Here is a 12,497-nt window from a genome sequence, read left to right as displayed (position 1 = left end):
ATTATTTTTCTCCTTTCTTTCCAGGTATGCCTTTTAATTAGACCCTGGTAAACAGGAAAAATTTGTTAACAATGCACACGGCAATAATATGAATCATATTTCACAAAAATTTAAGCCACAATAAAACACAAATGGCGGTCTCTATACCCAACGACGAATAACGCAACGTGCTGAAAAGAAGCTGTTGTATTGCTTGTTCACAAATGGTCACGACACCAGACTGACCATCGAAAAACTTAAGGCAAGACCAATACAACGTTTAAAGAAGATTTGAAATTCATTCTTTTTTAATCTTGTTTTAACAGTCCCATCACAACCATGCAGATAGGATTACAACAAAATCTCAAATAAGCAGAATACACTGTTCTGATGTTTTGATGATTTCATGACCTGCTTTATCAATACCATTTTTGTTAAACAGAGACTGATGCAAGGGTCTCGAATGTTTTCGAAATCGAAGGGAGGTAAACGGATGCCAAAAGTATCAGACTGAATTTTTCATTGCACCATTTGACCATGTGTTGCCACCATTTTGTTGCAAGGTTGATAGCGCTGGTCATTTTCCAGAAAACATACAGCTTCTGCTGTACGGAAAATATGATTCTATCATGTCACCGGTGGAAAATCGTGCCAGAAGTTTGACTAAAATATTACGGGGGAAAATATGGACTCAACAATATCTTTGAAACGAATCGAAATCATCCTAGATGCTGGAAAGCTACAAGATCTCATCAGTCTGTTAGAGGAAGCTGGAACCAGAGGATACACAGTACTAAGCAAAGCGAGCGGCTTGGGTTTACGAGGCACGCGCAGTCCAAACAACGTTGTATGGGATGAAGGCAATGCCATCGTAATTCTGGCCTGTAAAGAAGACCAGGCCTCCAAGATTGTTCAAGCATTGCATCCGAAGCTGAAAAAATTTGGTGGTATGTGTCTGATTTCGGATTGTGAATGGGTAGAAGGGCCTCCCATTTCATACTAATCGTTGCAAAGCAAGTAATCAGATACTTGGCCTGACAGGAATGCCGGCAAACCGGCATTCCTGTCAGGCCAGGTCATTGGCCGCATCCAAAAATTTTCTTAACGGCCAGTCAGATCAAAAAAATCAGAATCTGAAATTATACTGGACATAGAACAGATCAGGATTGATACCTGGCCTCTGATTTTCTATAAAATTACCGGAAAATAATTTCGAGTATCCCACCAGCACGTCATGATGTCGTGCCACATGAATGTTGACCAGAAAATCGATGCCATCGCCAACATGACTTCCGGATTGGCCGGTCGGGTCACCAAGCAGCGCTACACCGCCAGCGTTATATAAAAAATCCCGCTTGTTGGCCAGATAATACCGATGGTATTGGGCCAGAAAAGTGACCCATCGTTTCGGATGCAGTGTCAGCTGCGCGTTAAAATCATGAATGTTCTGCCGGCCGATCAGATCGATATAGCCCAAATAATAATGGCCAAACGGAAACAACTGATTAAAGGTGTTGACGTTGCCATCCTGTGGATTGCCATCGCCCGAGGCGAAATCGTACCTGAGCCAGAGAATCGGATTCAATGGCATCTGGAAATCATAGCCCAGACCGGTCGCAACAGCAAATGCGGACACATCCAGATTGGACCATTTGCCAAACTGATACATCCCCTCAATTTCATACAGAATCTGATTGTAATCCCCGACGAGACGACCGCCGAGTGTATGAACGTTGGAATCACCAAGCATGGTCGTTCTGCCTTGCGCGGTGCTTTGTAGAATATCGGTATTCCCTAAAAAGGTACCGCCGACAGGGCGATTGTCATTCAGGCTCAGGAAATACAGATCAATCAGATGGTCCTTGTCATGTTTATAGGTAGTCCATAAACCGAAAAAGTCGCGCCTTCTGTCCCAGTTGTCAAATTCGCCCTTCTCAGTTTTCATCGGACGCACCCAGAACGCATCAATATCCCATTTTTCGTTGCGCCAGAATGATTTGATACCCTGGAAGGTTCTGCGGGTATTGGCCCAGTCAAGTGTTGAAATCAACCGCTGCGAACCGAATATCAATTCCTGCCGTCCAAAGCGCATATAAAGCGGACTGCTATTAATGTTACCTACTTTATAATCGGCAAATAAATTCAGAATATCAGTATGGTTCCTGTCGATACCAAGCGGTGCCAGCTCCGGGCCAAAAGAACGCGCATCTATAAACTCGGCAAATAAACGAAGATTGTCCCGGTACCATAAATCCGCATGAAAGCGCGTCCGAATCAAATGATAGTCATTATTTCTGCCGGCTGCATTCAATCGGCTGTCGGTTTCATGCATATAGCGGTACCAGAAACTGCCGCCGAAAGAAAGCAACCAGTCATTTCCAAGGTGGATGCGTTTGACCGGATCGAAAATGTCCTTTTCATGATCCGGATTTTCCAGATATCTGAAATCGATATCGTATGCAGAAGTCGGCATCAGCGCAAATGGCGGGTATGGTGATACCGGCCTGGAATCGCGAATGTTACCGGTTACCTGATCCCATAGCGAGTAATACCCTCTTCCCGGATCCGGAAAATATTCCGGCTGCACATGCGCCAGCAAATCCAGAACCGAAGCATAACCGGCCCGAGCGGGTGGTTTGGCAAACATACCCGGTCTTGGCATGGGTCTGACCGGCGGTACTTTTGCCCAGTCGGATGCAGACCAGTTGGATTCAGCAGCGGCAATTGTATCGGCGTTCGTGCTCATGGTCGCATGCGCATGCAAAACAAGACCTGGCATACCTGCAATAAACAGGCCGAATACCAGCAACCGTTTGGGTAAGCTTGTTACCAGGCCGGCTTTTGTTCCGGCTAAAAAAGCCTTTAAAAAAACTGTACGGAAAGGCGATTTCATTGAAAAAAAACTCCTGTTGTTAATAATGTCTGAATAGATCATCAGCTCAGGCTGCATTTTTGAATTGATTCAGGGTTATGCCTATGCATGTACAGCTCTGAGCATCATCTCTTGTCTGCAGAATAATGATGTATAGGCTCTATTTTTGATTTGATTGAAGTCAATCACAGATCAAATTATTGTTTGCGCAGCCAATTTTACCCGAAAGACTACTCAAATTACTTGAATTGATTGATTTTTTTATTAGCCACGCAAAATGGACACAGGCGCGTCAAGGTTATATGCGTGTAATATGTGTGCACCCCCTGAATAAACTGCTGATATTATTTGTTATATTTCTTCGCACACTTTTTGTTGCATAAATACAACTACCAGATAACAGAAAAATCTCTGACAGAACAGATGAGTGTGGAGAATAACCAGCCAAAAACACATCGAACCATCCTCATGCAGAGGCTGAGCTGCGCTTCTCAAAGCAACGGAAATCAATATATTGCGGCTTGTCTGTAACGCCTATACCTTTCAGCCTATACCTTTCAGTAACTCTGCTTCACTTCCAGGCCGAGTTGTCTGATTTGTCCACAGAATTGATCGAACCAGGCACGATCCACGCGCGAGAGCAGCTTTGCCTCAGGCTGGTGAGAAGCCCGTGCGATCCCATAGACCAGTACACCTTTCAAAGGCACACCTGCTTGTAGCAGATCTTTCAGGAAATTCAGATATGCCCTGACTTCCTCGTCAGACATCGGTTGGCCGTTCAGACTGAACACACATGTCTGTATCCAGGTGGGGCACAGAGACGCCGCAAGGGCAATATTCGCCTGCACGCGGTTAAGGCTCATTTGCGAGTTGTTAATGCGCAAACGACCCTCACGGGTCGCGCTGTCGAGTTTGAACCAGACTTCGCCATTCAGATTTGCCATGCGTCTAAGCCCAGCCTGCACTTGAGGCCTGTTTATCAAACTGCCATTGGTAATCAACACCAGCTTCAGATGTGACGGCAGCGGAAAATCCTTTTTGACATGTCCGATCAGTTCGATTACGTGTTCGAACTCTTTGGCGCTGGTCGGTTCGCCATTCCCCGACAAAGCGATATCCTGTATGGTTCGCGCCTCCGGCGGCACCTGCTGCTGCATAAAATCACCCAGTGTCAGTTCATGCAAAAAGCCGCGCAACTCCCGCTCAAGTTTTTCAAGATCAATGGGTGGCGCAGCGCCTCGCTTTAATTCGGGCACCTGACAATAGATACAACGCCAGTTGCAGGCATTGTTCGGATTCAGATTGATTCCGACCGAGACACCCCCGGCACGGCGCGAGACGACCGGATAGATATAGGTTAAACCAGCTGCGTCCCGGCTATGATTTGAGGTATTCAATCGTTTGGATACTCGCTGCAATGATACAATCCTGCCTGAATAATTTGTATTATAAAAATTGCCTGTATGTTAATTACACGAAAGCTTGAGTTCGACGCCGGTCATCGGATATCAACGCACAACAGTCAGTGCCGCCATCTGCACGGACATCGTTACGTGATTGAAATCACACTGTCTGGTAGTATTATCTCCGAGAAAGGCAATGCACAACAAGGGATGGTGATGGATTTTTCTGAAGTCAAACGAATTGCCAGTGAGGTACTGGTCGATAAATGGGACCATGCCTTTCTTGTGTACTCCGGCGACACGCCCGTCATGCAGTTTCTACAGTCTCTCGAAGACCACAAAACCGTTGTACTGGATGTGCAGCCGACCGCTGAGAATCTCGCTGTCATTGCTTTCGATATTTTGAATGCAGCCTACCAGGACAACTACGGCAATCATCTGCAACTTGAACACGTGCGCTTATATGAAACGCCAAACTGCTGGGCGGATGCCTCCCGGGCCGTCGACTAGTTTCTTTTCCAAACTCTAACTCATTGTACCAAGAATATTTTATGTTTGTTGATTCACATTGTCATCTTGATTTTCCTGACCTTGCCAACAATCTGGACGAATTGTTGCGAAATATGATTGACAATCAGGTCACGCATGCATTATGCGTCAGCGTCAACCTGACCGATTTTCCGCGTGTCCTGGCGCTCGCGAAAGCCCATGACAACCTTTTTGCATCAGTCGGCGTACACCCTGATTATGAAAACCTCGACGAACCCGACGCCCGGCAACTCGAGCAACTCGCCGGCCATCCCAAAGTGATCGCAATCGGGGAAACAGGACTCGATTATTATCGTCTGAAAGGCGATCTGGAATGGCAGCGTGAACGTTTCCGCCAGCATATCCGCGCTGCCAGAGCTAGCAACAAGCCGTTGATCATTCACACCCGCTCCGCCGCAGAAGACACACTGCGTATCATGCGGGAAGAAGCGGCTGACCAGATCGGCGGCGTCATGCACTGCTTTACGGAAAGCTGGGAAGTTGCTCAACAGGCCATTGAAATGAATTTTTATATTTCCTTTTCAGGTATTGTCACGTTCAAGAATGCTACCGCACTCAAGGACGTTGCCAGAAAAACACCGCTTGACCGGATGCTGATCGAAACAGATTCACCTTATCTCGCGCCGGTGCCGTACCGCGGCAAGCTCAATCAACCGGCGTTTGTTCGTCATGTCGCCGAAGAAATCGCCCGGTTGCGCGATACCGATCTCGAAGCAGTCGCAACAGCCACAACTGACAATTTTTTCAGACTGTTCAAGGCAACCCGGGATAAGTATCATACGATACACTAACAACTAGTCGCTCAGTAACATGCAGCAGCAATCGCCACGGAAAACCACCCGCACGACTGCAGTTTTCACGTAATGAAATCAGGCCACAAACCACAGTAATAAATTATCAGAATGTCAACACTTCATGAGAAAGTCGCCATTATTACCGGTTCATCCCGGGGAATCGGCGCTGAGACCGCATTGACTCTCGCCAGAGCTGGCGCCAGGGTCGTGATCAATTACCTGCAAAATCGTCAGGCAGCGGATGACGTGTGCCTGACCATCACACAAGAAGGCGGAAAATGTATCGCTGTTCAGGCGGATGTCAGCAAGTCTGCCGACGTCAAGCGGCTATTTGCTACAACAATTGAACATTTTGGAAAGATAGATATTCTCGTCAACAGTGCCGGTATCCTGATTTTCAAGCAGATTGCCGAATTCACCGATGAGGAGTTCGACCGGATTCTCGACATAAATTTGAAAAGTATTTTTTACACACTGCGCGAAGCTTCACAGTGTCTTGCCGACAATGGCCGGATCATCAATATATCCAGCACGGTAACACGCCTTATGCTGCCAAAATATGGTGCTTATGCCGCCTCTAAAGGTGCTGTTGAACAATTGTCGCGCATCCTCGCCCGTGAAGTTGGCGACAGAGGGATTACCGTAAATACGGTATCGCCTGGCCCAGTATTTACTGATATGTTCAGAGCTGGTAAAACTGAAGAAGATTTTCAGCGCATGGCCGCCATGTCGTCACTTGGCCGAATCGGAGAAGTCGACGATATTGCACAGATTGTCCTGTTTCTAGCAAGCGATGCAGCCCGCTGGGTCACCGGACAGGATATCGGTGCAAATGGCGGCATGATCTGATTCGTTGCTGCCCGAACATATAAACAAAAAAACAGCCATAAACAACAATGTGTATGGCTGTCAAAGGAGAGAAGAAACTTAAACGTTACGTTGCAGGCATTTGCATTGCAAAGCATGCAGTACCGTTATATGAAACAATACACCAATTAATCTGCTGAAACTGTGTTATTTCCCACACTGAGGCATAATTGGGTTTACCGGAGGAAACGATGCGCATTGGCGTTCCCAAAGAAATAAAAACACATGAAAACCGCGTGGGACTGACGCCGTCATCCGTACGCGAGCTGACCGTTCATGGCCACCAGGTTATGGTGCAGAAACATGCCGGACTCGCCATCGATTTTGACGATGGCCGCTATCAGGCCGCAGGTGCGGAAATCGTCGAAACAGCCGAAGAAATCTTCGCCAGGGCCGAACTGATTGTCAAAGTCAAGGAACCGCAACCGGAAGAACTTAAATTACTGCACGCCGACCAAACCCTGTTTACCTATCTGCATCTGGCACCCGACCCGGCGCAGGCCAGGGCGCTGTTGGAATCGGGCTGCATTGCCATCGCCTACGAAACCGTCACCGACCAGTATGGTGGATTACCGCTGCTCGCACCCATGAGCGAAGTTGCCGGCCGCATGTCGATTCAGGCCGGTGCACATGCGCTGGAGATGGATCAGGGCGGACGCGGCATGCTTCTTGGCGGCGTCTCGGGTGTGCCCTCCGCGAAAGTTGTCATTCTGGGCGGAGGCGTCGTAGGTACGAATGCGGCACGGGTCGCCATGGGTATGGAAGCGCATGTCACCGTGGTGGACAAATCGATTCACCGGCTGCAACAACTTGACCAGCAGTACGGATCACGCATCAATACTGTTTTTTCTACTGTCGACGCCATTGAGGAACAGGTTTCGGAAGCAGACCTGGTCGTCGGCGCGGTTTTGGTGCCGGGAGGGTCAACACCCAGACTGGTCGGCCACGAACTCGTCAAATCCATGAACCGCGGTGCAGTACTGGTTGACGTCGCGATCGATCAGGGCGGATGTTTTGCCACTTCCAAGCCCACGACACTCGCAGACCCGGTTTACATACTGGATGACGTGGTTCATTATTGTGTTTCCAACATGCCCGGTGCTGTTGCGCGCACGTCTACATTTGCATTAAACAACGTTACACTTCCCTATGTCCTGACGATAGCCGAGAAAGGCTCTCGAAACGCGCTGGTCGACGACGCGCATTTACGCAACGGTCTGAATGTCTATCTGGGCCAGATTACCCATCAGGCAGTCGCACACGATCTCGGCCTGCCATACGTTGCTCCCCTGGAACTGCTGCGGTAATTTGTATCGTACAAGTTCGTTGCCGGCAGATACTGATACATGATTTGCTGCTTAGTGCACCTGCTCTTTATTATGGGCCAGCAACCAGCCCACCGTCCACTTCACATGCGTCTCATTCCCGGCCAGGTCTTTCACGCTGGCTTCAATTTCCGCGCCAATATTCGAAATCGGATTGCGCAGCGTCATGGTAATTATTTCGTGCACATCGGCCTTACGCGGTATATTCTGACATCTTTTCTGCCCGTCTTGTATGCATACGACCAGGCTGTCCGGATCAATACCGCTGCCAACATCCGTGGTGCCGATCCTAAGTCCGATGATACGGTCATCATCAATAGTTGCCGCCAGATTCAAGGTAGGTTTTTGCGTATCTCTCAATTCCTGAGCGCCGCCCGGCGTGCCCAGATCGATCCAGCGGGACAGCATACCGAGTTCCTCCGGCGTGATTGAAGTCGGGTGATCAACACCAAAATTGATATCATTCGGATATTGCGCATCCGTTCGGTTATCCGTGCGCTGATTGGCTGCCTTCCAGTACAACAGGCTGCCGCGCGAATTGAACGCCTTGATATATTTGGACAAAAACGGGCGACTCAGCGATTCACCACTCATGCCGGTGACCCTGAGTTCTGGAGGTGTGCATGTCTGTTGATTATCGACTACCAGACACCACCAGGTCGTATTTTGCGCATGATTGGCGCCGTTCGTTCTGTCAAGCGCCAGCCCTGCTGCAGGCTGACCACCGCCGTGGCATGAAACACAATGCCGGTCGAAAATTGGCTTGATATCGCGCGTAAATTCAATCTGCATACCGTAACCCGGCACCTTACGGGTTGTCACTATATTTCCCGACTTGCCGGTTAACAGCGGCACCTGCCCTCTGCCAAGCTGCGGTATCACATAGGCGGGCGTCGCCGCAAAGGAATCGACAAACTGGATCCGCGTTGGCCGCGCATGTACGTGACAACCGCCACAGGTTTTCTCCTCGCCCGGGCGCAAATGCTGCCAGGACTGATCAGTATTTAACGTTCGTCCATCACAATCGATCCCCTGCATGATATATGGCGTATTGGCTGGAAAGCTGAGCAGAAAACTGGTGTCCGGATGGCCGCTTGGATCTTTGATACGGCTGCCGTCTGCTGCGTAATGCAGCACCGGCACCTCCCCGAGAATCGCCACGCGCTCGCCGGTCACATTCGCAATCTGCTCATGTATGTTCGGGCCACGGTTCGGATAAGTTGCAATCATGCGTACGCCGCATAATTCCTCATCGGTATAATCAATGGTATCGGTACCTTGCAGATGAAAGGCATGCAGGCTTTCAAGAACGGGAACGCCGCCACGCGGCCTTGTTTCACGATCAGTAATCGATGCCGCGCCAAGCAATCCAAAAGGTGTCCCGGCAGGCAGCTCGGGTCGGTCAACCAGTCTGTCCGCACGTGGTATTTCCGCCGGTTTTTCGATACCGTAAATTGCCTGATACGGCACCACCGCCCTGCCCATAATTTCGTGCCAGTCTGGAGAATCCACGATCAGCTGCAGATCGGATGGGTGGCGTGATGGAATTTTTGTCGCCAGATAAATTCCCCCGTCACAACCCGGAATATCCTTGTCGAGATGTGTCAGCAAGTTCATGCCTGTTCCGCTGCCGCTGCCATTAATTAACGGCGGTGTCGGCTTGCCCATTTTTTTGAAAATATGGTCGTCGATCACGCTGCTGCACAACCCTTTGAACCAGGTCATCATCAACCCGTTCTGCGGCAATGCCGCGGGATGGCTAAGCTTGCCAGTAAACAGCATCGGATCGTCATAACCCGGCACGGTAACCGCGGGCGGGTCGAGCGGTTTGGCAATGGCATCGTCATTGATCGCCCAGGGCGCCACATTGACAACATCATGCGGCACATACATATCCGCCGGCACGGCTACGTTATAGGGGCTCTTGCCTTCCATGCCTTTCGGCTCGGGCTTTACGCAAATAATCACACCCGCGCCGTTATTGTTGCCGCGATAGTAATCCGAGAAACAGACGCGCCCATCGGACATCTGTGTCATAAAATGCGCCGCCATATGGTCCTCGCCGTAATAACTTACCGCATGATCGCCGCTATGCTGGCCGAACAGTGGAAAATTGCCGGCGCCGTCCGGCATCTGGGTATAAATATGAAACAGATTATCCAGCGTAGTAAACCAGCCCGGGCCGCTGTTGGCATACCTGAACGGCAGGCCGCCGAATATCTGCCAGCTCGAATAGGCCACCCGTCCGTCCATCAGGGTAAATGGATGCTGCTCCTGCGAAAGTGAATGATGGCTGGACAGTTCGAGATTCTTCCAATCCGTATCGATCGCCCAGATGCGCGTGCCGAGCCTGTTGGTGTTGGTTCTGAAAACCATGGTGGATAGATTTCCGTCGCGCGTGGAGGTAAACGCCAGCCGATTGTGATCGATAAATGTCGGTCCTGCATCGAACACACCTTTTTCAAACGGCATGGCATCGGTGGTTTTCGTTTCCAGGTCGTAGATGTGCAGATGTGCGCCTGATGACTGTAAGTGCATACTGGGCAGGTCCTGCCATCCCAGATTTTCAGGTGTTGCATCAGGATGCAGCACCTGGCTGTGAATGTTTGCGGTATTATGCACCAGTGTTCCGCGAAACACGGAAAATGCGATTTGTTTACCGTCAAACGAAACCTGCGGATCAAGTGCCGCGCAGGCATTCTGTTTTGTCGAATTCGACGAACAGTTATAAACAATCTGCTCGGAACCGTCAGGTCGGCGCAACATCAGATCGCAGGGTGCGGCGAATCCACTGAAAAAATTGGTCACGTCCGGCAGTACATCATACATATCCAACCCGCGCAGTGTCCGCGTAACAGTCTGTTTTACACCGTTCACGGTCACCGTCCCGGTCAAATCGAAAGTGCCCGTCGCCCGCTCACACCGCGAATAGACAATCGGAACGGAAGCGAAAGATTGCGCGGCATGCCAGACACCCCATACCAGACACGCCGCCACCATCAGTTTTTTCATTTAAAGTTTTATGCAAGGCTGTTGATTCTGAATGATCATACTCTCCGGGATCTCGCTTTTCAACACAGCTATAGCTTGCGCGGCAATCACGCCATTCGATTCAACAAACAATCAATTCTTACATAATTGTGTAATAATTTACGCAAAATCGCTCTTTCATTCGATATTTCTGAATTGAACGGGAGGAACAACTGTGAGTCCAGAACCATCCGATAAAGCCCAGTCTGAAAACAAAACCGAAAAAAAATTCCCATTTAGCCTGGGCGATATTATTAAATTCATCGGCGCATTTGCAGTCATCATTCCATTGATATTGGGCTATATACAATACCAGCAACAAGTACGGGAAAACCTGGACGAAAACTTTCGAGCGATTGTGAGCGGCCTTTCATCTGAAAGAAAGCAAAATCGACTTGCCAGTGCAAGTAACCTTGGCACGTTTATAAAAGAAGGCAGCCCTTACTATAACGAAGCAGTTGATATACTCATAAACACGGTCTCCATTGAATCCGATATTGACGTGTTGCAGGCAATCAGAAGCAGTCTGGAAAAGATATCTTTTGAGGACAACAAAAAAGTTATTCAAAAACTTTTGAAGCTGGAACAGAATTTTTTTATTTATGATGAATATCTCAAAGTCAAATTGAGAACCGAACAGGAAATTGCGAAAAAGGAGTTGCAGCGATACAAGGAATTACTTGCGTTTACAGAAACACCTAAAACCAGTTTAAAAGAAAATGAACTGGAGCTGGAAACATACAAAAACAGATATTTGGCAAGCATCACAAGACATATGAATCTCGAGCTTTCCAACAAAGAGAATCCATTTCGCAGTGAGCTGGTTGCAAAATTTATCGTCAGTTTTTTATCGGTTGCACGCAAAAACCCGATGGCCGGTCTGGAACTGTATCAAAACAGCTGGAATTATGTAGTATTGACTGATTTAAAATTACCGGAAATTAATATTTACAGATCAGCGTTAAGCAGCACTACAATTTCTGCAGTTGATTTTAGCCATGCAATGATCGAGGATACAACCTTTGAAAATTCAATCATTGAAGATAGCAATATTTCACATTCAACAATTCATGCCACGCTATTTAATAGTATTGTTTCTTTAAAAGGAACTCAATTTAAAGGCGCAACATTAACCGATGTCTTTTTTTATGATTCCGATTTAAAAGGAGCCGATTTTACCGGGGCAAAAGGCCTAAAACCTGCCTATTTTTATAAAGCCAGAAACCTTGATCAGGCTGTATTTGATGCTGATTTCGCAAATCGGCTGAAGCAGGTCGATGCAATTTCTGAGGCGGACTTTATGGATTATCTCTGCGATTCCGATTTGTCGCCTACACGGCGAGCAGAATTATCAAGAGATATATCGGGAGAGGCCTCAATAAGATGCGACTAACGAACCCTTAAAAAAATAAAAGTATGTTTGATTATTTTTGATAATCTGTCGCATTACAAGGTTTCCAGTTGGCTCTATCAATCGTTGGATACTATTAAGGCTGTTCGAGAATAAAATGAACTGCTGAGCTGTTCTGTAATTACGGCATTCGACCGGAAAACGGTAACTGCTGACACCCCCAAAAAAAATAAAAAAAACACTTGACAGGTTTTTTGGGCGCTAGAATTTTGAATTTTCACCACGACAAGAAACTTCCATTGCAATCAACTTGTAAGTGGCGACAAG

Annotated in this window: 9 protein-coding genes; 6 read left to right on the top strand and 3 right to left on the bottom strand. The window is 48.1% G+C overall.

The features are described 5' to 3' along the window. Positions 1–664: 664 nt before the first annotated feature. A complete protein-coding gene (locus BMY62_RS13680) occupies positions 665–982 on the top strand; it encodes a P-II family nitrogen regulator (protein WP_090661139.1) in 318 nt (105 codons plus the stop codon). A 123-nt stretch (positions 983–1,105) separates the two neighbouring features. On the opposite strand, the gene BMY62_RS13675 is transcribed toward BMY62_RS13680, so the two are convergent. Together BMY62_RS13675 and BMY62_RS13665 are read right to left on the bottom strand one after the other, a co-directional pair. Further along, the gene (locus BMY62_RS13675) at positions 1,106–2,872 is read right to left on the bottom strand and encodes an alginate export family protein (protein ID WP_090661193.1); all 1,767 of its coding nucleotides are present in this window, start codon (positions 2,870–2,872) and stop codon (positions 1,106–1,108) included. 536 nt (positions 2,873–3,408) lie between these two features. Then, a complete protein-coding gene (locus BMY62_RS13665; protein WP_090661133.1) occupies positions 3,409–4,269 on the bottom strand; it encodes a radical SAM protein in 861 nt (286 codons plus the stop codon). Between the two features lie 45 nt (positions 4,270–4,314). Between BMY62_RS13665 and queD the strand changes: the two genes are divergently transcribed. From queD to ald, 4 genes are all read left to right on the top strand, one after another. Beyond that, a complete protein-coding gene (gene queD / locus BMY62_RS13660) occupies positions 4,315–4,764 on the top strand; it encodes a 6-carboxytetrahydropterin synthase QueD (protein WP_090661130.1) in 450 nt (149 codons plus the stop codon). Positions 4,765–4,805: 41 nt separating this feature from the next. Next, positions 4,806–5,594, top strand: a complete 789-nt coding sequence (locus BMY62_RS13655) for a TatD family hydrolase (RefSeq protein WP_090661127.1) — start codon at positions 4,806–4,808, stop codon at positions 5,592–5,594. 111 nt (positions 5,595–5,705) lie between these two features. Further along, on the top strand, positions 5,706–6,446 hold the full coding sequence (locus BMY62_RS13650; RefSeq protein WP_090661125.1) for an SDR family oxidoreductase: 741 nt from the start codon (positions 5,706–5,708) through the stop codon (positions 6,444–6,446). Positions 6,447–6,655: 209 nt separating this feature from the next. Further along, positions 6,656–7,771 carry an alanine dehydrogenase gene (ald, locus tag BMY62_RS13645; protein WP_090661122.1) on the top strand — a complete coding sequence of 372 codons (1,116 nt, stop codon included), beginning with the start codon at positions 6,656–6,658 and terminating at the stop codon, positions 7,769–7,771. A gap of 51 nt (positions 7,772–7,822) precedes the next feature. Here ald and BMY62_RS13640 read toward each other — a convergent pair whose 3' ends face one another. Further along, a complete protein-coding gene (locus tag BMY62_RS13640) occupies positions 7,823–10,801 on the bottom strand; it encodes an HzsA-related protein (RefSeq protein WP_090661119.1) in 2,979 nt (992 codons plus the stop codon). Positions 10,802–10,994: 193 nt separating this feature from the next. On the opposite strand from BMY62_RS13640, the gene BMY62_RS13635 reads away from it, so the two are divergent. Next, a complete protein-coding gene (locus BMY62_RS13635) occupies positions 10,995–12,212 on the top strand; it encodes a pentapeptide repeat-containing protein (protein WP_090661116.1) in 1,218 nt (405 codons plus the stop codon). Positions 12,213–12,497 lie beyond the last annotated feature (285 nt).

The organism is Nitrosomonas marina (genome assembly GCF_900111605.1).
Lineage (GTDB): Bacteria > Pseudomonadota > Gammaproteobacteria > Burkholderiales > Nitrosomonadaceae > Nitrosomonas > Nitrosomonas marina_A.
Note: the sequence above shows the minus strand (reverse complement) of the source record. Positions and strands in the feature narration are given on the sequence as shown.

Bases quoted from the DNA above. Each gene is read 5' to 3' on its own strand.
- BMY62_RS13680 (WP_090661139.1), top strand. From the start codon at position 665: ATGGACTCAACAATATCTTTGAAACGAATCGAAATCATCCTAGATGCT.
- BMY62_RS13675 (WP_090661193.1), bottom strand. From the start codon at position 2,872: ATGAAATCGCCTTTCCGTACAGTTTTTTTAAAGGCTTTTTTAGCCGGA.
- queD (WP_090661130.1), top strand. From the start codon at position 4,315: ATGTTAATTACACGAAAGCTTGAGTTCGACGCCGGTCATCGGATATCA.
- BMY62_RS13655 (WP_090661127.1), top strand. From the start codon at position 4,806: ATGTTTGTTGATTCACATTGTCATCTTGATTTTCCTGACCTTGCCAAC.
- BMY62_RS13650 (WP_090661125.1), top strand. From the start codon at position 5,706: ATGTCAACACTTCATGAGAAAGTCGCCATTATTACCGGTTCATCCCGG.
- ald (WP_090661122.1), top strand. From the start codon at position 6,656: ATGCGCATTGGCGTTCCCAAAGAAATAAAAACACATGAAAACCGCGTG.
- BMY62_RS13640 (WP_090661119.1), bottom strand. From the start codon at position 10,801: ATGAAAAAACTGATGGTGGCGGCGTGTCTGGTATGGGGTGTCTGGCAT.